Source organism: Edwardsiella sp. EA181011 (assembly GCF_000800725.1).
Lineage (GTDB): Bacteria > Pseudomonadota > Gammaproteobacteria > Enterobacterales > Enterobacteriaceae > Edwardsiella > Edwardsiella anguillarum.
Genome location: NZ_CP011364.1, coordinates 2,882,420 through 2,907,133 on the forward strand (window position 1 = coordinate 2,882,420; position 24,714 = coordinate 2,907,133).

Here is a 24,714-nt window from a genome sequence, read left to right on the forward strand (position 1 = left end):
GTTATTAATTGATATATTAGTTGTAGCACAGGCTATTTTTTATAGCAAACCGCCTTTTACTACTTTCTTTAAATAAAATCACTGAAAATAAATAAGTTATCATCCATAAAAAAACAAGGCCGCCCTAAAATGGCGACCTTGTTCTCCTGCCGGGTCAACGCATTAGGCGCACGCCCCGTGAGCAGGCGGCGCGCCAACGGCTGACTAACCCCGCTCGCGCGATGACTAACCATGCAGCGCGCAAAAAGTTACGCCTGAGCGCCAGCAACCGCCTCTTTCGCCAACGCGGTGATCCGCGCATAGTCCCCGCTCTCCAAGGCGTCCGCCGGGATAAGCCAGGAGCCGCCGATGCACAGCACGCTCTTCAGCGCCAGATAGCTACGGTAGTTGCTCGGTGAAATACCGCCGGTCGGGCAGAAGCGGATATGGGAGAACGGCCCGGCGATGGCCTGCAGCGCTTTCACGCCGCCGTTGGCCTCCGCAGGGAAGAATTTAAACTCTTTCAGACCGTAGTCCATTCCCTGCATCAGCTCAGAAACGGTGCTGATACCCGGGATCAGCGGAATGCTGCCGGCCACGGCGGCTTGCAGCAGCCCCACGGTCAGTCCCGGGCTGATGGCGAACTGGGCGCCGGCCTCGGTCACCTGGCGCAGCTGCTCCGCATTGGTCACGGTACCGGCGCCGACGATGGCCTCTGGCACCTCCTGGGCAATCAGGCGGATAGCCTCTAGCGCACAGTCGGTGCGCAGGGTCACTTCCAGTACCCGCACCCCACCGGCAACCAGTGCCTTGGCCAGCGGCACAGCCTGCTCCAGCGTGTTGATGACGATAACCGGTACGACCGGGCCTGTTGTCAGAATGGATTCCGCACTCACTTTCCAGTTGTTCATTGTCGCTTCTCTCCAGATGCCTTACGGCGGATTAATAAGTGACCCCGAGCCCCGGCATTCCCTGCCGGTCTGACGCCTGGGCCTGCGCCCGGGATCGATCACAGCTATTGAGGCGGTCTGCGCCGCCTCGCCTATCAGGAATGGTAAAACGGGATGCAGCTGGCGCCCTCTTCGGCGCCGGACAGCTGTTCGCGTAGCGCGTTGAACAGCTCGCGGCCACAGCCGTCGTGCAGCGCGGAGAGATCCGGCTGGAATGCATCGCGCGCCGCCAGCTCCGCCTCATCCACCAGTAGAGTCAGCTCGCCGCTGCGCCCATCGACCCGGATCATGTCACCGTTGCACACCTTGGCCAGCAGGCCACCGGCACAGGCCTCCGGCGTCACATGAATCGCCGACGGCACTTTACCCGAGGCGCCGGAGAGCCGGCCATCCGTTACCAGCGCCACCTTCAGCCCGCGATCCATCAGCACACCCAGCGGCGGCATCAGCTTGTGCAGCTCCGGCATCCCGATGGCCCGCGGTCCCTGATAGCGCACGACCACCACGCAGTTGCGATCCAGCGCGCCCGCCTCAAAGGCCGGCAGCACGTCATGCTGACTGTTAAACACCACCGCCGGCGCTTCAATAATCTGGTTCTCTTCCGGTACCGCCGAGGTCTTCATCACCGCGCGCCCCAGGTTACCGGACAGCACTTGAGTCCCTCCGTGATGGGCGAACGGCGCCTCAACGCTGGCGATCACCGCCGTATCGTAGGAGCACTCGGCGCCTTCGCGGTACACCAGCTGCCCGTTCTCCAGGAACGGCTCCTGGGTGTAACGGCGCAGGCCGTGACCCGCCACAGTATCGACGTCGTCATGCAGCAGCCCGCCCTTCAGCAGCTCGCGCACCAACAGCGCCACGCCGCCGGCCGCCTGGAAGTGGTTGATATCGGCCGGGCCGTTGGGGTAGATGCGGCACAGCAGCGGCACCGCCTCTGACAGCTCGGAGAAGTCATCCCAGTTGATCAAGATGCCCGCGGCGCGCGCCATCGCCACCAGGTGCATAGTCAGGTTGGTGGAGCCACCGGTCGCCAGCAGGGCGACAATACCGTTGACCACGACCTTTTCATCCACCATTCGCCCGATCGGCAGATAGCTACCGCTGCTCTCGGTCATCCGCGTCACCTGACGCGCCGCCGCGTCGGTCAGCGCATGACGTAGCGCGCAGTCCGGCTGAACGAAGGAGGCGCCCGGCAGCTGCATCCCCATCACCTCCATCACCATCTGGTTGGAGTTAGCCGTGCCATAGAAGGTACAGGTGCCCGGCGCATGATAGGAGGCGGCCTCCGACTCCAGCAGGGCCTCACGCCCGGCCTTGCCCTCAGCAAACAGCTGACGGATGCGCACCTTCTCCTTGTTCGGCAGACCGCTGGCCATCGGCCCGGCCGGTACGAACAGGGTCGGCAGGTGGCCAAAGGACATCGCCGCCATAAACAGCCCCGGCACGATCTTGTCACAGACGCCCAGGTACAGCGCACCGTCGAACATGTTATGCGATAGCCCGACCGCGGCGGACATGGCTATCACTTCGCGACTCATCAGCGACAGCTCCATGCCGTCCTGACCCTGAGTCACCCCGTCGCACATCGCCGGCACGCCGCCGGCTACCTGACCGACAGCCCCGACCTGATGCAGCGCCTGCTTAATCTGCGCCGGATAGCTTTCATAGGGCTGGTGGGCGGAAAGCATATCGTTATACGAAGTGATAATCGCGATATCACTTTTGGTCATGCTCTTCAGCGAGGCCTTATCCTGCTGAGTGCAGGCGGCAAAGCCGTGCGCCAGGTTGCCACACGCCAGCTGGGCGCGCTGCACGCGAGTGCTGCGTGCCCGCTCAATCTTGGCCAGATATGCCGCGCGGGTAGCGCGGGAGCGTTCAATAATGCGTTGGGTAACACGTTCTACGATTGGATTCATTACAGCCTCATGCCGTCCAGTAGACGTCGACCGGCGTCATGCTCTGCTGGAGCACGGCGCGGATCGGCATCTCATTCACCTCCGCTCCGCCGGCGGCCTGCTCATATACCCTGCGTTTGGCGTTGCCCACCAGGTGCAGGTAAATATGACGGCTGTCCAGCAGGGCCGGGAGTGTGAGGGTGATGCGATCGAGCGGCGCCGTGAGCGGGGTCATCCCCATACACACGCGTCCGGAGTCCATCGCGAGAGCCGGGAGCAGATTCTCTGCCCCGGGGAAAAGTGATGCGGTATGGCCGTCGTCCCCCATACCCAGGATCAGCGCGTCAAAGGGGCGCGCCATTACCGCCAGCGCCGCCTCTGCGGCTTTTGCACCGTCAAAGGGGGTCGCCGCGTCGTTCTTCAGGCCAATAAAGTGCGCCGCCGCCGCCGGCCCCTGTAACAGGTTCGCCCGTACCAGCTGCTCGTTGCTGGCGTCATCGTCCGTCCCGACCCAGCGTTCGTCCGCCAGGGTCACCCAGACCCGTGACCACTCGAGCACCTGCTCACGCAGCACCGCAAACAGACCCAGCGGGGTGCGTCCACCGGATACCACCAGGCTAGCCTGCCCGCGGGCGGCGATCCCCTGGCGCAGACGCTCGGCGATAGCCTGCGCCAGGTGGGTGTTCAGCGCGTCCGCGCTGTCAAATTCGATAAGGTGTGCCATTTATCTCTGCTCCTCTCGCGCTGCCCGGGGCGACCTGCGCCCCGCGCAGTCCGCTCAGAATTCGTTCCAGCAACGCCCGTCACGGGTGATCAGCGCCACCGATGACACCGGCCCCCAGGTACCCGCCTGATAAGGCTTCGGCGCGTCGTTGTTGTCGGCCCAGGCCGTCATGATGGAGTCGACCCACTTCCAGGCCTCCTCCACCTCATCGCGGCGGACAAACAGCGCCTGAATGCCGCGCATCGCCTCCAGCAGCAGGCGCTCATAGGCGTCCGCCAGATGCTCCTGGTGGAAGGTATCGGAGAAGCTCAGATCCAGCTTGGTGGTCTGCAGGCGGTGTTTATGCTCCAGCCCCGGCACCTTATTCAGGATATCGATCTGTACCCCTTCGTCCGGCTGCAGACGAATGGTTAGCTTATTCTGCGGCAGCGCCTGATAGGAGTCGCTGAACAGGTTCAGCGGCGGGTTTTTGAAATAGATAACCACCTCAGAACACTTGCTCGGCAGGCGCTTACCGGTACGCAGGTAAAACGGCACCCCGGCCCAGCGCCAGTTGTCGATATCGACGCGAATGGCGATAAAGGTTTCTGTATTGCTGCACTTGTTCGCCCCCTCCTCTTCCAGGTATCCCGGCACCTTCTTTCCCTGCACGAAACCGGCGGTGTACTGGCCGCGCACCGTCGTCTCACGCACGTTGCCGTGGTTGATTCGGCGCAGAGAACGCAGCACCTTGACCTTTTCATCACGAATACGGTCGGTGGAGAGGTCCGCCGGCGGATCCATGGCGATCATGGTCAGGATCTGCAGCAGGTGGTTCTGCACCATGTCACGCATCTGCCCGGCCTGATCGAAATATCCCCAGCGCCCTTCGATACCGACCTCTTCCGCCACGGTGATCTGCACGTGGTCGATCATGCTATTGTCCCAGTTATTGGCAAACAGCGCGTTGGCAAAGCGCAGCGCCAGTAGATTCAGCACCGTCTCCTTACCCAGGTAGTGGTCGATACGGTACACCTGGTTCTCATCAAAATAGCGCGCCACCTGATCGTTGATCGCTCGCGATGAGGCCAGATCGGTCCCCAGCGGCTTCTCCATGACGATACGGCTGGGCTGAAGGTTCATCCCCGCATGCCCCAGCCCCTGGCAAATCGCGCCAAAGGTGCTTGGCGGCATGGCAAAATAGTTAATAGTCACCCGCTGCTGCGGCGCCACCCTCTCCGCCAGACGCTGGAACTGCTCAGTATCGTTGACGTCCAGGTTGCAAAAGTCGAGGCGGTCGCTCAGACGCTGCCACAGCGCATCGTCCAGCGGCTCTTTCAAAAAGGTATCCAGCGCCTCCCGAACCACCTTACGGTAAGCCGTGGCATCCCACTCGGCGCGTCCGACGCCGATAATGCGCGTCTCGGGGTGAATGTGGCCGGCCTTTTCCAGCTGATACAGGGAAGGCAGCAGTTTGCGCCGGGCCAGATCGCCCTTGGCGCCAAAAATAATCAGGTCGCAAGCCTGTGCCGTTGACGTTACCGCCATATCTCTCTCCTCGTGCAGGTTACTTGTAATTTTTTTACAGAATCGTTCTGATGACCCTGATTGTAGCGAGAAAAACGACTTTTTCGTTGCCCTTTCATACACAGTTAGTGCGTAAAGGCGTAGCGCTAGCGTGCCATTGCACCGTGCGACCGTCTCTTCATGTAATTTTCTACCAAATTTGTAGAAAAATTACCATGCCGAAAGTTAGACACAGCTCATACATTACAAAAAAAGCCGCAAATACGCCTCTGATGGGCTGCAAAGCCGTTATCTGTCGTTGTATATTTTCAACAAACGTTCATAGATTTCTCCTCTAGATGAAATCGCCCAACCCCATGAGTGGCCCTCTCCTATGAATACGCTGGAAAAAATCCAGGCGAGTCTGGATCAGCTGAGTAAATCCGAACGCAAAGTCGCCGAGGTGATCCTCGCGGCGCCGCAGACCGCCATCCATTCCAGTATCGCCACCCTGGCCAAGATGGCCGACGTCAGCGAACCTACGGTAAACCGTTTCTGCCGCCGGCTGGAAACAAAAGGGTTTCCAGATTTTAAACTGCATCTGGCACAGAGCCTTGCCAACGGTACCCCCTACGTCAACCGCAACGTTGAAGAGAGCGACAGCGTCGACGCCTATACCAGCAAGATCTTCGAGTCGGCGATGGCGGGCCTTGAGATGGCCAAAAACCATCTGGATATGGCCACCATCAACCGCGCGGTCGATCTGCTGACCCAGGCGAAGAAAATCTCCTTCTTCGGGCTGGGCGCCTCCGCCGCCGTGGCGCATGATGCCATGAACAAATTTTTCCGTTTCAATATCCCAGTGGTCTACTTTGACGACATCGTCATGCAGCGCATGAGCTGCATGAACTCCAATGAGGGCGACGTGGTGGTGCTGATCTCCCACACCGGGCGCACCAAAAGCCTGGTGGAAATGGCGCATCTGGCGCGGGAGAACGATGCGACGGTGATCGCCATCACCTCGCGCGACACACCGCTGGCCCTGGAGGCCTCCCTGGCCCTGCTGCTGGATGTGCCGGAGGACACCGATGTCTATATGCCAATGGTCTCACGCCTGGCACAGCTGACCCTGGTGGATGCGCTGGCAACCGGCTTTACCCTGCGCCGCGGAGCGAAATTCCGAGATAACTTGAAGCGGGTCAAGGAAGCCTTGAAGGAATCGCGCTTTGATAAAGGTCTCGCCCTGCCCGCGCACTTTGAGTAAGGGGGCGGTCTCCTCGCCAACAGACTGAATAATACACGCCGGTCGCCTGCAGTTTAGCCAACCGGTGTCCCTCCCGCCGGCGCCGCTGCCAGTGGGGCTATCCGGGTAACCGCGGCGGCCTTGGGCCGGTGCATTTGCCCACCGTTGTATTGGCAATACCAATGCTTCACATGTCAATGGAGTTATGCATGTCCAGACGGCTCAGAAGAACCAAAATCGTTACCACGCTTGGCCCGGCTACCGATCGCGACAATAATCTGGAAAAGATTATCTCCGCCGGCGCCAACGTGATGCGTCTTAACTTTTCACACGGCACGCCGGAAGATCATCTGCTGCGCGCCAATAAAGTCCGTGAAATTGCCGCCAAACTCGGTCGTCATGTCGCCATTCTCGGGGACCTGCAGGGCCCTAAAATCCGGGTATCCACCTTTAAGGAAGGTAAGGTTTTCCTCAACGTTGGGGATAAATTCCTGCTGGATGCCTCGCTGGACAAGGGAGAAGGCGATAAAGAGAAGGTTGGCATCGACTATAAGCGGCTGCCGGAAGATGTGGTGCCAGGCGATATCCTGCTGCTCGACGATGGCCGAGTTCAGTTGAAGGTGATCTCCGTACAGGAAGATAAGGTGTTCACCGAGGTCACCGTGGGCGGCCCGCTGTCCAACAACAAAGGGATCAACAAGCTGGGCGGCGGGCTCTCCGCCGATGCCCTGACGGAAAAGGACAAGGCCGATATCCTGACCGCCGCCAAGATTGGCGTCGACTATCTGGCCGTCTCCTTCCCGCGCTGCGGAGAAGATCTCAACTATGCCCGTCGTCTGGCGCGCGATGCCGGCTGCGAAGCCAAGATCGTCGCTAAGGTCGAGCGCGCCGAGGCCGTCGCCAGCGACGAAGCGATGGATGATGTGATCCTGGCCGCCGACGTCGTGATGGTCGCCCGTGGCGATCTGGGGGTTGAAATCGGCGATCCGGAGCTGGTGGGGATCCAGAAAAAGCTGATCCGCCGCGCCCGCAAGCTGAACCGCGTCGTGATCACCGCGACCCAGATGATGGAATCCATGATCACCAATCCGATGCCGACCCGCGCGGAGGTCATGGACGTGGCCAACGCCGTACTGGACGGTACCGATGCCGTGATGCTGTCTGCCGAAACCGCCGCAGGCCAGTACCCGGCCGAAACCGTGGCCGCCATGGCGCGCGTCTGCCTGGGAGCAGAGAAGATCCCCAGCATCAATATCTCCAAGCACCGCCTCGATGCCCAGTTCGACAATACGGAAGAAGCGGTCGCCATGTCCGCCATGTACGCCGCCAACCACCTCAAGGGGGTAACGGCCATCATTGCGATGACGGAGTCCGGGCGCACCGCGCTGATGATGTCTCGGATCAGCTCCGGTCTGCCGATCTTCGCCATGTCCCGCCATGAGCGCACCCTGAACCTGACAGCCCTGTACCGCGGCGTCACGCCGGTGCACTTTGACAGCCACACCGACGGCGTGGCCGCGGCCCAGGCGGCGGCCAACCTGCTGCGGGATAAAGGCTTCCTGGTCTCCGGCGATCTGGTGATCGTCACACAGGGCGATCAGATGGACACCATCGGCAGCACCAATACCTGCCGCACCCTGCGCGTAGAGTAATCGGCTGCATACGCAGCGGGGGCGCCTAGCGCCCCCGCTTTTTTCATCCTGCCGTCATCCTGACCTCGCCGCGCGACGCCCTACAGCGTCAGCACAATAAACAGCGCCATGCCCGATAGCACCGCCGAAAACGCCTGGCGCTGCCGCGCCTCGCTCATCTGACGGCGCAGGCGCATCGCCAGCGGCTGCGTCAGCAGCGCACAGCTAAACACCGGCAGCACCACGCTCAGATTGACATAGCCAAACTGCCCGGCGCCGGGCAAGAGTGCGCCCGCCGGCGGGGTGCGCAGCAGATAGGTCGTCACCGTTACCGCGCTGCCCAGCAGCAGCAGCCAGTTGCAGTAGACCGCCACCTGCCGGCGCGGTATGGCGGGTAACAGGGAAAGAAGCGGCGCCAGCACCGAGCCCCCGCCCAGCCCTGTGATCCCGGCCACGGTTCCCCCTGCGAAGCAGAGCCCCATCCCACGGTTGCGCGTACAGCGGGGCGACATCGCCGACGCGGCGACCGGGCGTGGACGGCGCAGGTTACGCAGCGCCATCAGCAGCAGAATGGCGGCAAAGATCAGCAGAATCGCTTTCCCCGGCAGCAGGAAGCTGATGTGTACCCCTAGCTGCATGCCGGCGCTGACGCCCAGTGCCCACCAGATCAGCAGGCGAGCATCGGGGCGGGCCTGCTGACGCCAAAACGCCAGCACGTTGATAAATGCCGCCAGCATGACCACGCTTAGGGAGGTGGCCGCCAGCAGCTGCACCTCACAGTGGGGAAACAGGACGTGCAGCACCGGCACCAGGACGATGCCGCCTCCCAGTCCAAACAGCGCGGAAAGCAAACTGGTCGCCGCCCCACACACGCAGAGCAGCGCAAGAACCCCAAGACTCATTCTCTTCCCTTCAATCACACGGCCGGCGCTCAGCGAAGCAGACCGCAGCGCATCATAAATCCTGGCGGCAATAGGGCTCTATCTCTCCCGGTCTGCGCGTTTTCAACAGCTTCAGGATCCAGGTGTACTGCTCCGGGTGCTCCCCCATCAGCAGCTCCACCTCCTGATTCATCCGCCGGGCAATATAGGCGTCATCCTGTCCTGCGATGTCGTCCATCGGCGGGCGAAGATAGATGTCCAACCGCCCCTGTTCGCCATCATACACCGGAAACAGCGGAATGATGCGCGCCCGGCACAGCTTCATCAGCCGCCCGATGGCCGGTAATGTGGCCTTATAGGTGGCGAAAAAGTCCACAAACTCGCTGTGCTCTGCGCCGTGATCCTGATCGGGCAGGTAATATCCCCAGTAGCCTTTGCGCACCGAGCTGATAAACGGTTTGATGCCATCGTTGCGCGCGTGCAGGCGCCCACCGAAACGGCGGCGCGCACGGTTCCACAGATAGTCAACCAGCGGGTTCTTCTGATTATGGAACATGGCGGCCATCGGCTGCCCGTCGGCGGCCAACAGCATGGCGGGAATATCGACGGCCCAGCCATGGGGCACCAAAAAAATCACGTTCTCCCCCTGCTCGCGCGCCTGCTCAATGATCTCGCCGCCGTGCCAGTGGGTGTGACGCAGCAAGCGCCGCGGACCGCGCAGGGTCAGCTCGGCCATCAGGAACATGGACTGCCCCGCGCGGGCGAACATCGTATCGATGATCGCCTCGCGCCGATGCGCATCCATCTGCGGGAAGCAGAGCATCAGATTGATGCGCGCGCGACGGCGCGCGCCGCTGGCCAGGCGTCCGGCCAAGCGCCCTACGGCGCCGATCATCCGATCGCGCAGGCGCAGCGGCAGGAATGCCATCGCCACCATCAGCGCGATCCCCAACCAGACGCCCCAATAACGGGGCGAGAGGAAGGCGGCGCGAAAGCGCGGAATAAACTCAGCGTTTGATTTGGTCTCGTGTTGCATCAGTGGACTCTTTTATGATCCCCACGCGGATGACGCGTGGGATGGCTGGAAATTGTAGCCATTTGGCAGACAAAAAAAAACTGTCCCACCCCGAACGGGACGACGGGTGAAATCCAGGGCGACGGCAAGTGGCACATATAAAAAGCCCGCCGAGGCGGGCTTAGGGTGACGCGCTAACCTGGTCGGGGCTCAGTCCAGCTGCAGCTGAGGCACGACGTCACGCATCTGGGCGAGGAACGCGCTGCGTTCTTTGCCGGTCAGGGCATCGGAGCGCGGCAGGTTCACCGTCAGCGGGTTTACCGCCTGATTATTCACCCAAAACTCATAGTGCAGATGCGGACCGGTCGAGCGGCCGGTATTACCGGAGAGCGCAACGCGATCGCCGCGCTTCACTTTCTGGCCCGGCTTCACCAGGATCGTCTTCAGATGCATAAAGCGGGTCGTATATTGACGGCCATGGCGGATCACCACGTAGTTCCCTGCGGCACCGCTGCGCTTGGCTATCACCACCTCGCCGTCTCCGACCGCCAGCACCGGCGTCCCGACCGGCATGGCGAAGTCGACCCCTTTATGGGGCGCAACGCGACCCGTCACCGGGTTCAACCGATGCGGATTAAAGTTGGAGCTGACGCGGAAATGTTTGCTGGTCGGGTAGCGCATAAAGCCTTTGGCCAGCCCGGCACCCTGGCGGTCATAATACTTACCGTCCTCGGCGCGGATAGCATAATAGTCTTTATCGCCGCTGCGCAGGCGTACCCCCAGGATCTGGCTCTGGGCGCTCTTGCCATCCAGCATCTCACGCGACAGCAGCACCGAGAAACGATCGCCCTTCTGCAGCCTGCGGAAATCCATCTGCCACTGCAGCGCCTTGATAACCGTATTAATCTCACTACGGCTCAGCCCCGCCGCCTGAGCGCTAGCCACAAAGCTGCCGTTGAGCGTACCGGTGATCACCCGGTTTTTCCACTCGCCCTGCTGGTTTTCTACCGTCTCCTTATACCCGCTGCTGCCCAGCTCATATATCCGGCTCTCGCGGCGCGAGACCTCCCAGGTCAGCTTCTGCAGCGTACCGGCATCGTTAACCTGCCAGGTCAGGGTCTGACCGACGTTCAGGTTACGCAGGGCGGGATACTGCTTGGCCAGCGCCGAGACATTGGACATATCGACGCCGTACTGAGTCAGGATGCTACCCAGGGTATCGCCGCTGGAGACCACGTAGTCGTGACTGCTGGCATCATCGCTGCCGTCGTCGATCTCATCCTTGGGCACCTCGTCTTCCGGCGCCGGCTGATCGAGGGGCTCGCTGGCCTCTGGCGCTAGCGCGCTGAGCGGCGGCGTCTCCAGCAGAACGCTTTTCGCGGTGTCGCTCTCCACCGCGCGAGGATGGTAGACAAAAGGCTGCCAGATGGCGACAGCCAGGGTGACAACGCTCAGGGATCCCAGCATCACCCGGTGGGGGCGGGGCAAGTTACTGTATGCCTGAGCGATAGAACGCGCTATCTGCTGCACTCGGATTTTCCTCTTAATCTCCCTTCAGGCAGCTTGAATACTGGTGCGCCAGCGTGGTCAAAAAGACCATATAGCTGTCCGCACTCAGTGGGATCGCGCTTCCCAGGGGATCTAGCGTACCCTGCCGGACAGGGGTCCCCTGCGCAATCGCCGAGATAACGGCTGGCCTGAACTGTGGCTCAGCAAAAACGCAAACTGCCTTTTGCTCAACCAGCTGTGTTCTAATTTGGTGTAAGCGCCGTGCGCCAGGCTGTATCTCGGGATTGACCGTGAAATGTCCCAACGGAGTCAGGCCAAAGGTTTTCTCGAAGTAACCATAGGCATCGTGAAAGACAAAATACCCTTTATCCTGCACAGGCCGCAGCATGATACCAACTTTCTTTTCTGTCTGCTCGAGTTGTTGCTCGAATTTACGTAGGTTGACATCCAGTTTGTCTTTATTTTGTGGGCTTCGTTGCACTAGTCGGTCATGAATCGCAATCGCCACCTGTTTTGCAATCGCCGGAGAGAGCCAAATGTGCATATTATATTGACCGTGATCGTGATCATGATCGCGCGCTAAGCCAGCGCTGGCGCCATTTGTAACAATATGTGACCCGGAAGAATCGGAATTTTTTGCATGCTTTTCGTCCTGCGTAATATGATGATCGTGGTCATCATCATCATCGCCCGCAATGAGTTGACTACGCACGCCCGGCAGGGTGCTGAGCATGAGATTTTTGTTACTTTCTAGCTGTTGAGTCGGTTTTTCAAGGAAACTCTCCATTTCCGGCCCTATCCATACCACCAGGTCGGCGTCACGCAATCGTTTGATATCCGAGGGACGCAGTGCATAATCGTGGGGCGAGGCGCCGTCAGGCAGCAGAACCTGCGTCGGCATCACGCCGTCGGCAATCGCCGCCGCGATGAAACCCAGCGGCCGAACCGAGGTCACCACGTCAGCCTGCGCGCTGCCCGCCAGCGCACACAGCGACAGCGCGGAAGCAATAAGCGTGCGTTTAATTATATTTTTTTGCGGTATCATGACAAAATTCCCTGCGTAACGTTTGATGAAACGTTATATTATAACATTCCACTCATAGTGCAATATGCCGTAACCATGTCACAGCAAGATAATCTACCGCTGGTCACCCTGCAGCACGTCGCCGTGCGCTTCGGGAGCCGCGATGTACTGGATAACGTCTCCCTCACGCTGCGGCGCGGGCGTATCCTGACCCTACTGGGCCCTAACGGCGCCGGTAAATCCACCCTGGTACGCGTCGTGCTAGGGCTGATCACCCCCACGCGCGGCGAACGCACCACCCGCCCAGGGCTGACGATTGGCTATGTTCCCCAGAAACTGCATTTGGACGCCACCCTGCCGCTGACGGTCGAGCGCTTCATGCGTCTGCGCCCCGGCGTAAAACGCCAGGACGTACTGCCGGCGCTGCAGCGGGTTCAGGCCGGGCACCTGCTCAAGCAGCCGATGCAGAAGCTCTCCGGCGGCGAAAACCAGCGTGTACTGCTGGCTCGCGCCCTGCTCAACACCCCGGATCTGCTGGTGCTGGATGAGCCGACCGCCGGAGTTGACGTCAACGGCCAGCTGGCGCTGTATGATCTGATCGACCGCCTGCGCCACGAGCTTAACTGCGCGGTGCTGATCGTGTCGCACGACCTGCACCTGGTGATGGCGAAAACCGATGACGTCCTGTGCCTGAACCAGCATATCTGCTGCTCCGGCACCCCTGAGGCGGTCGCCAGCCATCCGCAGTTTATCGCCATGTTCGGCGCTCACGGCGCCCAGCAGCTGGCGGTCTATCGCCACCACCACAACCACCGCCACGATCTGTGCGGTAAAATTATTCTCAAGACACGCAGCGGAGAGGCCGATGATTGAACTGTTGCTGCCCGGCTGGCTGGCCGGCGCGCTGCTGGCGCTGGCGGCGGGCCCCTTGGGATCGTTCGTGGTATGGCGGCGCATGTCCTACTTTGGCGATACCCTCGCCCATGCCTCGCTGCTCGGCGTCGCTTTCGGCCTATTGCTGGAGGTAAACCCGTTCTATGCGGTGATCGCCGTCACGCTGCTGCTGGCCTGTATGCTGGTCTGGCTGGAGCGCCGTCCCCAGCTGGGCATCGATACCCTGCTGGGCATCATGGCGCACAGCGCACTTTCGCTGGGGCTGGTCGTGGTGGCGCTGATGTCCAACGTTCGCGTCGATCTGATGGCCTACCTGTTCGGCGATCTGCTGGCGGTGACCTATCGGGATGTCGCGATCATCGCCGTTGGCGTCGCGCTGGTGCTGGCGCTGCTGCTGTGGCAGTGGCGCGCCCTGCTGTCGATGACCATCAGCCCGGAGCTCGCCCACGTTGACGGCATCGCCCTGGGGCGGGTAAAGCTGCTGCTGATGCTGACCACCGCCCTGACCATCGGCCTGGCGATGAAGTTTGTCGGCGCGCTGATCATCACCTCGCTGCTGATCATTCCGGCGGCCACCGCCCGCCGCTTTGCCCGCACCCCGGAGCAAATGGCGGCCGGCGCCGTGCTGGCCGGCCTGTTGGCCATCAGCGGCGGTCTGGCGTTCTCCGCCTGGTATGATACCCCGGCGGGGCCGTCGGTGGTGTTGTGCGCCGCCCTGCTGTTTATCCTCAGCCTGGGCCGTCGCCAGAGCGCCTAAACCTGAGCACCGCGCAAAAAAATCCCGTTACTCGCGCCGCGGTAACGGGATTTTTTATAGCCGAGCTTACTCCGCGCGATCGATGCCGAAGTGCTGGTAGGCATGGGCGGTCGCGATGCGCCCGCGCGGGGTGCGCTGTATGAACCCCTGCTGGATCAGATACGGCTCCAGCACATCCTCGATGGTCTCACGCTCCTCGCCGATCGCCGCCGCCAGGTTATCCAGCCCGACCGGCCCGCCCATAAACTTGTCGATCACCGCCAGCAGCAGCTTACGATCCATATAGTCAAAGCCCGCCGCATCCACATCCAGCATATTCAGCGCCTGCGCCGCGACCTTACCGTCAATATGTCCATCGGCGCACACCTCGGCAAAGTCGCGCACCCGACGCAGTAGGCGGTTGGCGATACGCGGCGTACCGCGCGAGCGGCGCGCCACCTCCAGCGCCCCCTCATCCGTCAGCGTCAGCCCCAGGCACTGCGCGCTGCGCCCGACGATATGCTGCAAATCGGCCACCTGATAGAACTCCAGGCGCTGCACGATGCCAAAGCGGTCGCGCAGCGGCGAGGTGAGCGATCCGGCGCGAGTGGTGGCGCCGACCAGCGTAAAGGGCGGCAGGTCGATCTTGATCGAGCGCGCCGCCGGCCCTTCGCCGATCATAATATCCAGCTGGTAGTCTTCCATTGCCGGATAAAGCACCTCTTCCACCACCGGCGACAGGCGGTGGATCTCATCGATGAACAGCACATCGTGCGGCTCCAGGTTGGTCAGCATGGCCGCCAGATCGCCCGCTTTCTCCAGCACCGGCCCCGAGGTGGTGCGCAGATTGACGCCCATCTCATTGGCGACGATGTTCGCCAGCGTGGTTTTCCCCAGCCCCGGCGGCCCGAAGATCAGCAGGTGATCCAGCGCATCGCCGCGCAGCTTGGCCGCCTTGATGAAAATCTCCATCTGCCCGCGCACCTGCGGCTGACCGACATAGTCGGCCAGGCTCTTCGGCCGAATGGCGCGATCGAGGAACTCCTCTTCGCTCTGGGCGCCGGCGGCAATCAGACGATCGGCTTCTATCATCCCGTGCTCTCCAGGGTTATTACAGCGCCGCGCGCAGCGCGTCGCGGATCAGGGTTTCACTGTCAGCGCCGACCACCGCCACCCGGTTCACCAGACGGCTGGCCTCCTGTGGCTTGTAGCCCAGCGCGATCAGCGCGGCAACCGCCTCGCCTTCGGCATCCGCCTGGGCCTGCGGCTGGGCGCTCGGCGGCAGGTCATCCGCCGGGGTAAACAGATCGCCGCTCAGCCCCTTGAAGCGGTCCTTCATCTCGACCACCAGCCGCTCGGCGGTTTTCTTACCCACGCCCGGCAGCTTGACCAGCGCCGCGACCTCTTCACGCTCAACCGCCGCAACAAACTGCTGCGCCGACATCCCGGACAGGATCGCCAGCGCCAGCTTGGGCCCGACGCCGTTGACCTTGATCAGTTCACGGAACAGCGCACGCTCCTGCTTATTGTTGAACCCGTACAGCAGCTGGGCGTCTTCGCGCACCACAAAGTGGGTAAAGATCACCGCTTCGCTGCCGACCTGCGGCAGCTCATAAAAGCAGGTCATCGGCATCTGCACCTCATAGCCGACGCCGTGGGTTTCCAGCACCACCTGCGGCGGCTGCTTTTCCAGAATAGTTCCTCTGAGGCGACCAATCACGCGCACACCCTCTCTGTCTCAGTCAAATAATCCCTCCGCTTATACCATAAAAAAGGCTGGATGAATATCCAGCCTGTAATAAAGCGTCGGGCATCTCCCGCCCTCTCCGCGCGGCGCGGTCAGCGCAAGCGTCCCCGCGCCAGATTCAGCCTGCCGCTGCTGACGCGCAGCGCATTCTGGCTGACGTGGCAGTGGGTGATCGCCACGGCCAGCGCATCGGCGGCGTCCGCCTGTGGATTCGCCGGCAGCTTCAGCAGCGAGCGCACCATATGCTGCACCTGGGCCTTTTCCGCCCCGCCGTTGCCCACCACCGTCTGCTTGATCTGCCGCGCCGCGTATTCAAACACCGGTAGATCACGGTTCACCGCCGCCACGATGGCGGCGCCGCGCGCCTGTCCCAGCTTCAGCGCCGAATCGGCGTTCTTGGCCATAAAAACCTGTTCGATGGCGAAGCAGTCGGGATTAAACTGGGTGATGATTTCACTGACGCCGGCGTACACCAGCTTAAGACGGGTAGGCAGATCGTCGACGCCGGTGCGGATGCAGCCGCTGCCGATATACTCGAGCTGCCTCCCCTGCTGGCGGATCACGCCGTAGCCGGTGATCCGCGAGCCGGGGTCAATCCCGAGGATGATACTCATTCCAGAGTAGCCGCAACCTCATCGGAGATTTCACCGTTGTGATACACTTCCTGCACGTCATCGCAGTCTTCCAGCATATCGATTAGGCGCAGCAGCTTCGGCGCGGTATCCGCATCCATGTCGGCCTGGGTCGACGGGATCATGGAAACCTCGGCCGACTCGGCGACCAAACCGGCGGCATCCAGCGCATCCTTCACCTGGCCGAAGGTTTCCCACGGGGTGTATACATCAATGGCGCCGTCGTCATAGGTCACCACGTCATCGGCGCCGGCCTCCAGCGCCGCATCCATCACCGCATCTTCATCCAGACCCGGCGCATAGGAGATCACCCCTTTCTTGGTGAACAGATAGGCCACGGAGCCATCGGTACCCAGGTTGCCGCCGCACTTGGTAAAGGCGTGACGCACTTCAGACACCGTACGGTTGCGGTTGTCGCTCAGACACTCCACCATCACGGCGGTACCGCCCGGGCCGTAGCCTTCATAAATGATGGTTTCCATGTTGCCGTCGTCATCGCCGCCCACGCCGCGCGCGATGGCGCGGTTCAGGGTGTCGCGGGTCATGTTGTTGGACAGCGCCTTATCAACGGCCGCGCGCAGACGCGGGTTTGCGTCCGGATCGCCGCCGCCCAGCTTGGCGGCGGTCACCAGCTCGCGAATGATCTTGGTAAAGATTTTACCGCGCTTGGCATCCTGCGCAGCCTTACGATGTTTGGTGTTGGCCCACTTACTATGACCTGCCATATAAATCTCCGCTAAAGGCGCAAAGGCCCTAAAATAGTCAATATGCACGCCTGTAAATCAATGCGAACGGCCAGCATGACCGCCCGTACAGGCACGTAATCAAGGGACGAACTGTTCGATCGCCTGTCGGTTACTCCAGGACTTGGTCAGTCCGGCCGCCCCTGCGGCATCCAGCCAACGGTAGGCCAGATGTTCGCTGAGCGGGATCGCCCGCTCCACGGGAATGGCCAGACAGAACCAATGCTCTAGGTTACGCGTCACGCCGGGCGCATAGCGGTGGCGCAGGTGCGCAAACAGTTCAAACTCCACGCAGCGCTGGCAGTCCGTCAGCGTCAAATGCTCCTTGACGATGTCGATACCCACTTCTTCCTTTACTTCACGCTGCGCGGCCTGCGACGGCGACTCTCCCGCTTCCAGGCTGCCGGTTACCGACTGCCAGAAATCGGGATCGTCGCGCCGCTGCAACATCAGCACCCGTCCCCCTGGCGGGCATAGATCACCACCAGGATGGATTCCGGACGCTTATAGGCCATTACTCGTCGCTGCCCTGTTTGGCACAGACGGCGATGGACAGCTCCTGCAGCGCCGCCGGGTTGGCGCGGCTCGGGGCGTCGGTCAGCGGACAGGCCGCCGCCGTGGTTTTCGGGAATGCGATCACGTCGCGGATATTCTCCGTACCGGTCAGCAGCATCACCAGGCGATCCAGGCCAAACGCCAGACCGGCGTGCGGCGGGGTGCCGAACTTCAGCGCATCCAGCAGGAAGCCGAACTTCTCGCGCTGCTCCTGCTCGCTGATCCCTAGGATATCGAAGACCGCAGACTGCATGGCGCCGCTGTGAATACGGACGGAGCCGCCGCCCACCTCATAGCCATTCATCACCATATCGTAGGCGTTGGCGATGGCGCCGACCGGATTGGCCTTCAGCGCCTCCGGGCTGATATCGCGCGGCGAGGTGAACGGGTGGTGCATCGCGGCCAGGCCGCCTTCGCCGTCCTCTTCGAACATCGGGAAATCAACCACCCACAGCGGCGCCCAGCGCGACTCGTCGGTCAGCTGCAGATCGCGCCCGACCTTCAGGCGCAGCGCACCCATGGCATCGGTGGCCACCTTGGCGCTGTCGGCGCCGAAGAAGATGATGTCGCCGCTCTGCGCGCCGCTACGCGCCAGAATGCCTTCCAGCACCTCGGCGTTGAGGAACTTAGCGATCGGGCTCTGCACGCCATCCATCCCGGCGTCGCGATCGTTGACCTTCATCCAGGCGAGCCCTTTGGCGCCATAGATGCCGACAAACTGACCGTACTCATCGATATTCTTACGGGTCAGGGTCGCACCGTCCGGCACGCGCAGCGCGATCACCCGCCCTCTGGCATCGTTGGCCGGACCGGAGAAGACCTTAAAGTCGACGTTCTTAACCAAATCGGCCACATCGACCAGCTCCAGCGGGTTACGCAGATCCGGCTTATCCGAGCCGAAACGGCGCATCGCCTCTGCAAAGGTCATCACCGGAAAGTCGCCCAGATCCACCCCTTTGATCTCCATCCACAGCGCGCGGGCCAGCGCTTCCATGATCTCACGCACCTGCTCGGCGCTCATGAAAGAGGTCTCCACATCGATCTGGGTGAACTCCGGCTGACGGTCTGCGCGCAGATCTTCGTCGCGGAAGCACTTCACTATCTGATAGTAGCGGTCAAAGCCGGACATCATCAGCAGCTGTTTAAACAGCTGAGGCGACTGCGGCAACGCATAAAACTTGCCTTTATGCACCCGGCTCGGTACCAGGTAATCGCGGGCGCCTTCCGGCGTCGCCTTGGTCAGCATCGGCGTTTCGATGTCCAGAAAGCCATGTCCATCCATAAAACGGCGCACGAAGGCGGTAATTTTGGCGCGGGTCTTCAGGCGCTCGGCCATCTCCGGGCGACGCAGATCCAGATAGCGATACTTGAGGCGGTTCTCCTCGCTGTTGGTCTGGTTAAAGTCCAGCGGCAGCGGCTCCGCACGGTTGATGATGTTCAGGCCGTTACCGAAGACCTCGATATCCCCAGTGGACATATCCCGGTTACGCTGGCTCTCCGGGCGCGCGCGCACGGTGCCGGTTACCTGCACGCAAAACTCGTTACGCAGCTCAGAGGCCTGACGGAAGGCATCCTGATGATCCGGATCGAAGAACACCTGAACCACCCCTTCGCGGTCGCGCAGATCGATAAAGATCAGACCGCCCAAATCACGGCGGCGGTGTACCCAACCACACAGGGTCACTTCCTGGCCCACATGGGACAGATTCAACTGCCCGCAATAATTAGTACGCATAACGATATCCTTTGGCTTTCTTAATTTATTTTGCCGACGCCGCGCCCGGACAACCGGCCGGACACGAGCTGCCTGCGCAGCGCTCTGTTGAAGACGGTGTTTTGTCGGTACGTGGCTTAAAGTCGGTCGCGTACCAGCCGGTCCCCTTTAGCTGGAAACCAGCGGCTGAAATCTGTTTTTTCAGGGCAGGATGACCGCACGCCGGGCAATCAACCAGCGGTGCATCGGACATTTTTTGCAATTTCTCTAGATGATGATTGCAGTCGCTACAAACGTATTCGTAGATCGGCATAGCTCGGGCGGATTTACATGCTTGGTGAAAAAAGGGGGCTATTATACTGGAAATTCCCCGCTGCGATAAGAGCGCGCGCGCACTTTGCACTGTTTCTCGCCATCTGACACCCTCTGCCTAAGTTGTTATGTTTATGTTATATTTTACCGACCATCACCACGGAGTACGCCATGTTCTACCTGGGGCTGCCGCAGTGGCAACACGCGGCGTGGACAAAGATAGGCCTGCATGACCTAGCCGACTATAGCCGCCACTTTAACTGCGTTGAAGGCAACACCACGTTTTACGCCCTGCCTACGCCGGCGCTGGTACACCGTTGGCGCGATATGACTCACGACGGGTTCCGATTCTGCTTTAAGTTTCCGTCCGCCATCAGCCATCAGGCGGCGCTCCTGCACTGCGATCAACAGATTGGCGCTTTTTACCGCGCTCTGCAACCACTGGATCGGCGTCTGGGGCAACTTTGGCTACAGCTACCGGCCGCCTGTGGCCCCGAGCATCTACCGCGCCTATGGTCATTTCTCGACGCGCTACCGCGCGGCTATCGCTACGGCGTCGAGGTGCGCCACCCGGCCTTTTTCGCCAAGGGCGACGCCGAGCGCGCGCTTAACCGCGGCCTGCGGCAGCGCGCGGTCAACCGCGTGCTCCTCGACAGTCGGCCGGTGCACCACGCCCAACCCCACAGCCACGCCGTACGCGAGGCCCAGCGTAAAAAGCCGTGTCTGCCGGCGCACGCGCTGATAACCGCCGACGCGCCGATGGTACGGTTTATCGGCGGAGACTGCCCCGACGCTAATCTGCGCTGGCTGCAGCCATGGCTGCCGCGCCTGCAGGCCTGGAGCCGGGATGCCACTCCCTACCTGTTTATCCATACGCCGGACTGTCGCGATGCGCCACAGCAGGCGCAGTTTCTGTGGAATGCCCTGTCCCAGGCCGCCATCGACGGGCTGCCGCCGCGCCCGGATTGGCCGCTGCAGTCGGCCCTGTTTTGATCCCACATCGCGCGGGCGTTGGGACAATCGTCTGAAAAAATGACAATACTCAACAGATTACACAGGACATTCCGCCGACCTGCGGCTATCATTTACAGGCCAATATGATTCAGGCAATGGAGCTAAAAAGAATGGTAAGCGCGCTCTATGTCGTGCTCGGCGCACTGTTGTTAGTGACGTTTTCCTGGCAGGTGGTTCGGCTGCGCATGCTTTACCGCGTCAGCTATGGCGACGGTGGCTTTTATGAGCTGCAGACCGCCATCCGGATTCACGGCAACGCCGTGGAGTATATCCCCATCGCAGCCATACTGCTGGTGATGATGGAGATGAACGGCGCTCGGGTGTGGATGGTCCACCTGTGCGGCGTACTGCTGATCCTCGGGCGTCTGATGCACGCCTGGGGCCTGCGTCAGCATGAAATGCAGTGGCGCCGCTCCGGCATGAGCGCCACCTACCTGTCGCTGCTGCTGATGGTGGTGGCCAATCTCTACTATCTGCCCTGGGGACAGCTGCTGCAGACCGGTGATTAAACCGCAAGGCCCCCGCCGCGTGCGGGCCGCCTTGCGTGACCCTACGCCGATTTGCCGCGGCGCATCCGCGCCAGGCAGAACCCGCCCCACAGCACGCCCAGCCACAGCGGCAGCAACAGCACCGATACCCGGATCCCCGGCGTCAGCACCATAATCACCAGGATCAGGCCAAGAAACGCCAGACACAGGTAGTTACCATAGGGATACCACAGCGCGCGGAACCGCGTCGTCACGCCCAGGCGATTCTGCGCCGCCTTGAACTTCAGGTGCGCCATGCAGATCATCACCCAGTTGATCACCAGCGTAGAGACCACCAGCGCCATCAGTAGCTCGAACGCCTTGCCCGGCATCAAATAGTTAATCAGGATCACCAGCGAGGTCGTCAGCCCCGAAAGACCGATTGACCACACCGGGATCCCGCGGCGATTGACCCGGGTCAGGCGACGCGGCGCATTGCCCTGCTGCGACAGCCCATATAGCATACGGCTATTGGAGTAGACACAGCTGTTATATACCGACAGCGCGGCAGTCAGGATCACCACGTTCAATACCGCCGCTACCGTGTTGCTGTTCAGGTGATGGAAGATCATCACAAACGGACTGCTGCTGGCGCCGATCTGCGACCAGGGGTACAGGGCCAGCAGCACCAGCAGAGAGCCGATATAAAAGATCAGGATACGATAGACCACCTGATTGGTTGCCTTGGGAATGCTCTTTTCCGGCTCGCTGGCCTCCGCGGCGGTGATCCCGATCAGCTCAAGGCCGCCGAAGGAGAACATGATCACCGCCATCGCCATGATCAGCCCTCCCCAGCCGTGCGGTAAAAAGCCGCCGTGCGCCCACAGATTCGCGACCCCGGCCTGGGGCCCGGCGTCGCCGGACAGCAGCAGCCAGCTGCCGAACGCGATCATCCCGAGGATCGCCGCCACCTTGATCAGGGCGAACCAGAACTCGGTTTCACCGTACAGACGCACGTTCACCATATTCAGCGCGTTGATCAGGACAAAGAACAGGCTGGCCCATATCCAGGTCGGCACATCCGGCCACCAGTACTGCATATAGATACCGGCCGCGGTCAGCTCGGCCATGCCGACCAGCACGAACATGACCCAATAGTTCCAGCCGGAGACAAAACCGGCAAACGGTCCCCAATATTTATGGGCAAAGTGGGCAAACGAACCGGCAACCGGCTCCTGCACCACCATCTCCCCCAGCTGGCGCATGATCAGAAACGCGATTACGCCGCCGATGGCATAGCCCAGTAAAACCGCCGGGCCGGCCAGCTGAATGGCCGGGCCGATCCCCAGAAACAGACCGGTGCCCACCGCGCCGCCCAGGGCGATCAGTTGGATATGCCGGTTTTTTAATCCTCTCTCAAGAGTCGTACTGGTGTGCTGCGAATCGCCCATTTTTTCCTCTGTGCGATAGCGTCATGGCAACTGAATTAACTGCGGTCTCCGTGGCGCATCGTATTATTTTGTTTACAACGCGTCGAGCTTTGTATCACTCGACACTATTGCAATCAAGGCAAATTCCATGCTAGCTGACGCGACTGCGCGCAGAGTATACAGCGCCCGGCGCGGCGCCGACAGAGTGCGCGCCGGACGAAATGGCGCATAGCCGCCGTAAGGCATTCTCTGCTAGAATATGCGCCCCTTATTGAAACTCCCTACATCCGCTATGTCTGACTGCGATAAAAATCCCGCGCTGGGCGCCGGGCGCGATATGCTGTTTTCCGCCCCGATCGCCAAGCTGGGCGACTGGACCTTCGATGAGCGCGTGGCCGAAGTGTTTCCCGACATGATCCAGCGCTCGGTCCCCGGCTACTCCAACATCATCGCCATGATTGGCATGCTGGCGCAGCGCTTCGTGCAGCCGGGAACCCGGGTATACGATCTGGGCTGCTCCCTGGGCGCGGCGACGCTCTCCATGCGCCGTAACATCCAGGCCGCAGAGTGCGAAATCATCGCCATCGACAACTCCCCGGCGATGGTCAGCCGCTGCCGCCGTCATATCGACGCCTTCCGCAGCCCGACTCCGGTGCAGGTGCTTGAGGCCGACATCCGCGAGGTCGAGATCAGCAACGCCTCACTGGTGGTGCTCAACTTCACGCTGCAGTTTCTGGCCCCGGACGATCGCCAAACCCTGCTGGATCGCATCTACCGCGGCCTGCTGCCCGGCGGCGCGCTCGTCCTGTCAGAAAAATTCAACTTCGCCGACGCCACCGTCGGCGAGCTGTTGTTCGATATGCATCACGACTTCAAGCGCGCCAACGGCTACAGCGAGCTGGAGATCAGCCAGAAGCGCAGCATGCTGGAAAACGTCATGCTGACAGACAGCGTAGAAACCCATAAGCAGCGCCTACGCCAGGCCGGATTCCACCACGCCGAAACCTGGTTTCAGTGCTTTAACTTCGGCTCGCTGCTGGCCATCAAGGAGGCCCAGCCATGATCGACTTTGGTAATTTCTATGCCCAAATAGCCCACGGCCCGCTGAGCAAATGGCTAGAGGTGCTGCCGGCACAGCTGGCGGCCTGGCAGCGCGACGCCCTGCACGGCTACTTTCGCGACTGGAACAACGCGGTCGAACGGCTGCCGGCCCTGACGCCGCACCGTCTGGATCTGCTGCACGGGGTCTGCGCCGAGGCGGAGACCCCGCTGAGCGAGGGACAGCGCATCGGCATGGAAAAAATGCTGCGCGCCCTGATGCCCTGGCGTAAGGGCCCCTTCGATCTGTATGGCATTCACATCGATACCGAATGGCGTTCAGACTGGAAATGGCAGCGCATTCTGCCGCACTTGTCGCCGCTGGCCGGGCGCACCATTCTCGACGTCGGTTGCGGCAGCGGCTACCACCTGTGGCGTATGGTTGGCGCCGGCGCGCACCTGGCGGTCGGCATCGATCCGATGCAGCTTTTTCTATGCCAGTTCGAGGCGGTGCGTAAGCTGCTCGGCGGCGATAGCCGCGCTCACCTGCTGCCGCTGGGGATCGAGCAGCTACCGACGCTGGCAGCCTTTGATACGGTGTTCTCTATGGGCGTCCTCTATCACCGCCGCTCACCGCTGGATCATCTGTACCAGTTGAAAAACCAGCTGGTCAGCGGGGGAGAACTGCTGCTGGAGACCTTGGTTATCGAGGGCGACGAACAGCAGGCGCTGATCCCCGGCGAGCGCTACGCGCAGATGCGCAACGTCTACTTTATTCCCTCTGCCGCCATGCTGATCCGCTGGCTGGAGAAATGCGGCTTCTGCGACGTCCGTCTGGTGGATCAGTGCCCCACCGGCGTAGAGGAGCAGCGGCGTACCGACTGGATGACCAGCGAGTCCCTGGCCGACTTCCTGGATCCAGCGGATGCGCAGAAAACCATCGAAGGCTATCCGGCGCCGCTGCGCGCGGCCTTCATCGCCCGCAAGCCCTAAGCACCCGCGCCATAAAAAAGGGCCCCAACCAGCGAGGTGTGGGGCCGTACTTTTTAGCGAACCCTCCGCTACAAGGTCGTACTTACTTCTACTGGAGACCCGT

23 protein-coding genes and 1 pseudogene are annotated in these 24,714 nt (G+C 61.3%); 8 read left to right on the forward strand and 16 right to left on the reverse strand.

All coding sequences use genetic code 11. The features are described 5' to 3' along the window. Nucleotides 1–248 precede the first annotated feature (248 nt). The 4 genes from QY76_RS12645 to zwf form a co-directional block, all read right to left on the reverse strand. A complete protein-coding gene (locus QY76_RS12645; protein WP_034165198.1) occupies nt 249–890 on the reverse strand; it encodes a bifunctional 4-hydroxy-2-oxoglutarate aldolase/2-dehydro-3-deoxy-phosphogluconate aldolase in 642 nt (213 codons plus the stop codon). 134 nt (nt 891–1,024) lie between these two features. Beyond that, nucleotides 1,025–2,845, reverse strand: a complete 1,821-nt coding sequence (gene edd / locus QY76_RS12650) for a phosphogluconate dehydratase (protein ID WP_034165197.1) — start codon at nt 2,843–2,845, stop codon at nt 1,025–1,027. Between the two features lie 7 nt (nt 2,846–2,852). After that, the gene (gene pgl / locus QY76_RS12655; protein WP_034165196.1) at nt 2,853–3,548 is read right to left on the reverse strand and encodes a 6-phosphogluconolactonase; all 696 of its coding nucleotides are present in this window, start codon (nt 3,546–3,548) and stop codon (nt 2,853–2,855) included. Nucleotides 3,549–3,602: 54 nt separating this feature from the next. Beyond that, nucleotides 3,603–5,075 (reverse strand): glucose-6-phosphate dehydrogenase, encoded by a 1,473-nt coding sequence (gene zwf / locus QY76_RS12660; protein ID WP_045426940.1) that lies wholly within the window; start codon nt 5,073–5,075, stop codon nt 3,603–3,605. A 352-nt stretch (nt 5,076–5,427) separates the two neighbouring features. On the opposite strand from zwf, the gene QY76_RS12665 reads away from it, so the two are divergent. Beyond that, entirely contained in the window at nt 5,428–6,297 is an 870-nt protein-coding gene (locus QY76_RS12665; RefSeq protein WP_034165194.1) for a MurR/RpiR family transcriptional regulator, read from the forward strand. 188 nt (nt 6,298–6,485) lie between these two features. Next, nucleotides 6,486–7,928, forward strand: coding sequence for a pyruvate kinase (pyk, locus tag QY76_RS12670; protein ID WP_034165193.1), 1,443 nt, complete (start codon nt 6,486–6,488; stop codon nt 7,926–7,928). Between the two features lie 80 nt (nt 7,929–8,008). Here the strand turns inward: pyk and QY76_RS12675 are convergent, their stop codons facing one another. The 4 genes from QY76_RS12675 to znuA form a co-directional block, all read right to left on the reverse strand. Beyond that, nucleotides 8,009–8,809 (reverse strand): sulfite exporter TauE/SafE family protein, encoded by an 801-nt coding sequence (locus tag QY76_RS12675; protein WP_034165192.1) that lies wholly within the window; start codon nt 8,807–8,809, stop codon nt 8,009–8,011. A 52-nt stretch (nt 8,810–8,861) separates the two neighbouring features. Next, nucleotides 8,862–9,824, reverse strand: coding sequence for a lauroyl-Kdo(2)-lipid IV(A) myristoyltransferase (gene lpxM, locus QY76_RS12680; protein ID WP_034165191.1), 963 nt, complete (start codon nt 9,822–9,824; stop codon nt 8,862–8,864). A 189-nt stretch (nt 9,825–10,013) separates the two neighbouring features. After that, nucleotides 10,014–11,333 carry a murein DD-endopeptidase MepM gene (gene mepM / locus QY76_RS12685; protein ID WP_034165190.1) on the reverse strand — a complete coding sequence of 440 codons (1,320 nt, stop codon included), beginning with the start codon at nt 11,331–11,333 and terminating at the stop codon, nt 10,014–10,016. Nucleotides 11,334–11,346: 13 nt separating this feature from the next. After that, nucleotides 11,347–12,357 carry a zinc ABC transporter substrate-binding protein ZnuA gene (gene znuA, locus QY76_RS12690; protein WP_045426937.1) on the reverse strand — a complete coding sequence of 337 codons (1,011 nt, stop codon included), beginning with the start codon at nt 12,355–12,357 and terminating at the stop codon, nt 11,347–11,349. Between the two features lie 75 nt (nt 12,358–12,432). Between znuA and znuC the strand changes: the two genes are divergently transcribed. Both znuC and znuB read left to right on the forward strand, forming a co-directional pair. Continuing rightward, nucleotides 12,433–13,209: a zinc ABC transporter ATP-binding protein ZnuC gene (znuC, locus tag QY76_RS12695; protein WP_034165188.1), complete on the forward strand. Its 777-nt coding sequence runs from the start codon at nt 12,433–12,435 to the stop codon at nt 13,207–13,209. After that, on the forward strand, nt 13,202–13,987 hold the full coding sequence (gene znuB / locus QY76_RS12700) for a zinc ABC transporter permease subunit ZnuB (protein ID WP_045426936.1): 786 nt from the start codon (nt 13,202–13,204) through the stop codon (nt 13,985–13,987). Before znuC ends, znuB begins: the two co-directional genes overlap by 8 nt. Before the next feature lie 66 nt (nt 13,988–14,053). Here the strand turns inward: znuB and ruvB are convergent, their stop codons facing one another. The 7 genes and pseudogenes from ruvB to QY76_RS18085 all read right to left on the reverse strand — a co-directional run bounded on the left by ruvB (nt 14,054) and on the right by QY76_RS18085 (nt 19,670). After that, nucleotides 14,054–15,058: a Holliday junction branch migration DNA helicase RuvB gene (gene ruvB / locus QY76_RS12705; protein ID WP_034165186.1), complete on the reverse strand. Its 1,005-nt coding sequence runs from the start codon at nt 15,056–15,058 to the stop codon at nt 14,054–14,056. 19 nt (nt 15,059–15,077) lie between these two features. Then, on the reverse strand, nt 15,078–15,686 hold the full coding sequence (gene ruvA, locus QY76_RS12710; RefSeq protein WP_045427037.1) for a Holliday junction branch migration protein RuvA: 609 nt from the start codon (nt 15,684–15,686) through the stop codon (nt 15,078–15,080). 119 nt (nt 15,687–15,805) lie between these two features. Beyond that, nucleotides 15,806–16,327 (reverse strand): crossover junction endodeoxyribonuclease RuvC, encoded by a 522-nt coding sequence (gene ruvC, locus QY76_RS12715; RefSeq protein ID WP_034165185.1) that lies wholly within the window; start codon nt 16,325–16,327, stop codon nt 15,806–15,808. Continuing rightward, nucleotides 16,324–17,070 carry a YebC/PmpR family DNA-binding transcriptional regulator gene (locus QY76_RS12720; RefSeq protein ID WP_015461351.1) on the reverse strand — a complete coding sequence of 249 codons (747 nt, stop codon included), beginning with the start codon at nt 17,068–17,070 and terminating at the stop codon, nt 16,324–16,326. The genes ruvC and QY76_RS12720 overlap by 4 nt, the downstream gene beginning before the upstream one ends. A gap of 99 nt (nt 17,071–17,169) precedes the next feature. After that, nucleotides 17,170–17,603, reverse strand: a pseudogene (gene nudB / locus QY76_RS12725) (dihydroneopterin triphosphate diphosphatase). Beyond that, nucleotides 17,603–19,378, reverse strand: coding sequence for an aspartate--tRNA ligase (gene aspS, locus QY76_RS12730; protein WP_045426930.1), 1,776 nt, complete (start codon nt 19,376–19,378; stop codon nt 17,603–17,605). The pseudogene nudB and the gene aspS overlap by 1 nt, the downstream one beginning before the upstream one ends. 25 nt (nt 19,379–19,403) lie before the next feature. Further along, on the reverse strand, nt 19,404–19,670 hold the full coding sequence (locus QY76_RS18085) for an FmdB family zinc ribbon protein (RefSeq protein WP_015461350.1): 267 nt from the start codon (nt 19,668–19,670) through the stop codon (nt 19,404–19,406). A gap of 170 nt (nt 19,671–19,840) precedes the next feature. Here QY76_RS18085 and QY76_RS12735 point away from each other — a divergent pair, with 170 nt between their 5' ends. Further along, nucleotides 19,841–20,662: a DUF72 domain-containing protein gene (locus QY76_RS12735; protein WP_034165182.1), complete on the forward strand. Its 822-nt coding sequence runs from the start codon at nt 19,841–19,843 to the stop codon at nt 20,660–20,662. Between the two features lie 131 nt (nt 20,663–20,793). Then, nucleotides 20,794–21,192 carry an MAPEG family protein gene (locus QY76_RS12740; RefSeq protein ID WP_012848286.1) on the forward strand — a complete coding sequence of 133 codons (399 nt, stop codon included), beginning with the start codon at nt 20,794–20,796 and terminating at the stop codon, nt 21,190–21,192. 41 nt (nt 21,193–21,233) lie between these two features. On the opposite strand, the gene QY76_RS12745 is transcribed toward QY76_RS12740, so the two are convergent. Then, nucleotides 21,234–22,601, reverse strand: a complete 1,368-nt coding sequence (locus QY76_RS12745; protein WP_034165181.1) for an amino acid permease — start codon at nt 22,599–22,601, stop codon at nt 21,234–21,236. Nucleotides 22,602–22,872: 271 nt separating this feature from the next. Here QY76_RS12745 and cmoA point away from each other — a divergent pair, with 271 nt between their 5' ends. Together cmoA and cmoB are read left to right on the forward strand one after the other, a co-directional pair. After that, nucleotides 22,873–23,643, forward strand: a complete 771-nt coding sequence (cmoA, locus tag QY76_RS12750) for a carboxy-S-adenosyl-L-methionine synthase CmoA (protein ID WP_034165180.1) — start codon at nt 22,873–22,875, stop codon at nt 23,641–23,643. Continuing rightward, nucleotides 23,640–24,611 carry a tRNA 5-methoxyuridine(34)/uridine 5-oxyacetic acid(34) synthase CmoB gene (cmoB, locus tag QY76_RS12755; protein WP_034165179.1) on the forward strand — a complete coding sequence of 324 codons (972 nt, stop codon included), beginning with the start codon at nt 23,640–23,642 and terminating at the stop codon, nt 24,609–24,611. Before cmoA ends, cmoB begins: the two co-directional genes overlap by 4 nt. Nucleotides 24,612–24,714: the final 103 nt, after the last annotated feature.

Bases quoted from the DNA above. Each gene is read 5' to 3' on its own strand.
- QY76_RS12645 (WP_034165198.1), bottom strand. From the start codon at position 890: ATGAACAACTGGAAAGTGAGTGCGGAATCCATTCTGACAACAGGCCCG.
- edd (WP_034165197.1), bottom strand. From the start codon at position 2,845: ATGAATCCAATCGTAGAACGTGTTACCCAACGCATTATTGAACGCTCC.
- pgl (WP_034165196.1), bottom strand. From the start codon at position 3,548: ATGGCACACCTTATCGAATTTGACAGCGCGGACGCGCTGAACACCCAC.
- zwf (WP_045426940.1), bottom strand. From the start codon at position 5,075: ATGGCGGTAACGTCAACGGCACAGGCTTGCGACCTGATTATTTTTGGC.
- QY76_RS12665 (WP_034165194.1), top strand. From the start codon at position 5,428: ATGAATACGCTGGAAAAAATCCAGGCGAGTCTGGATCAGCTGAGTAAA.
- pyk (WP_034165193.1), top strand. From the start codon at position 6,486: ATGTCCAGACGGCTCAGAAGAACCAAAATCGTTACCACGCTTGGCCCG.
- QY76_RS12675 (WP_034165192.1), bottom strand. From the start codon at position 8,809: ATGAGTCTTGGGGTTCTTGCGCTGCTCTGCGTGTGTGGGGCGGCGACC.
- lpxM (WP_034165191.1), bottom strand. From the start codon at position 9,824: ATGCAACACGAGACCAAATCAAACGCTGAGTTTATTCCGCGCTTTCGC.
- znuA (WP_045426937.1), bottom strand. From the start codon at position 12,357: ATGATACCGCAAAAAAATATAATTAAACGCACGCTTATTGCTTCCGCG.
- znuC (WP_034165188.1), top strand. From the start codon at position 12,433: ATGTCACAGCAAGATAATCTACCGCTGGTCACCCTGCAGCACGTCGCC.
- znuB (WP_045426936.1), top strand. From the start codon at position 13,202: ATGATTGAACTGTTGCTGCCCGGCTGGCTGGCCGGCGCGCTGCTGGCG.
- ruvB (WP_034165186.1), bottom strand. From the start codon at position 15,058: ATGATAGAAGCCGATCGTCTGATTGCCGCCGGCGCCCAGAGCGAAGAG.
- ruvC (WP_034165185.1), bottom strand. From the start codon at position 16,327: ATGAGTATCATCCTCGGGATTGACCCCGGCTCGCGGATCACCGGCTAC.
- QY76_RS12720 (WP_015461351.1), bottom strand. From the start codon at position 17,070: ATGGCAGGTCATAGTAAGTGGGCCAACACCAAACATCGTAAGGCTGCG.
- aspS (WP_045426930.1), bottom strand. From the start codon at position 19,378: ATGCGTACTAATTATTGCGGGCAGTTGAATCTGTCCCATGTGGGCCAG.
- QY76_RS18085 (WP_015461350.1), bottom strand. From the start codon at position 19,670: ATGCCGATCTACGAATACGTTTGTAGCGACTGCAATCATCATCTAGAG.
- QY76_RS12735 (WP_034165182.1), top strand. From the start codon at position 19,841: ATGTTCTACCTGGGGCTGCCGCAGTGGCAACACGCGGCGTGGACAAAG.
- QY76_RS12740 (WP_012848286.1), top strand. From the start codon at position 20,794: ATGGTAAGCGCGCTCTATGTCGTGCTCGGCGCACTGTTGTTAGTGACG.
- QY76_RS12745 (WP_034165181.1), bottom strand. From the start codon at position 22,601: ATGGGCGATTCGCAGCACACCAGTACGACTCTTGAGAGAGGATTAAAA.
- cmoA (WP_034165180.1), top strand. From the start codon at position 22,873: ATGTCTGACTGCGATAAAAATCCCGCGCTGGGCGCCGGGCGCGATATG.
- cmoB (WP_034165179.1), top strand. From the start codon at position 23,640: ATGATCGACTTTGGTAATTTCTATGCCCAAATAGCCCACGGCCCGCTG.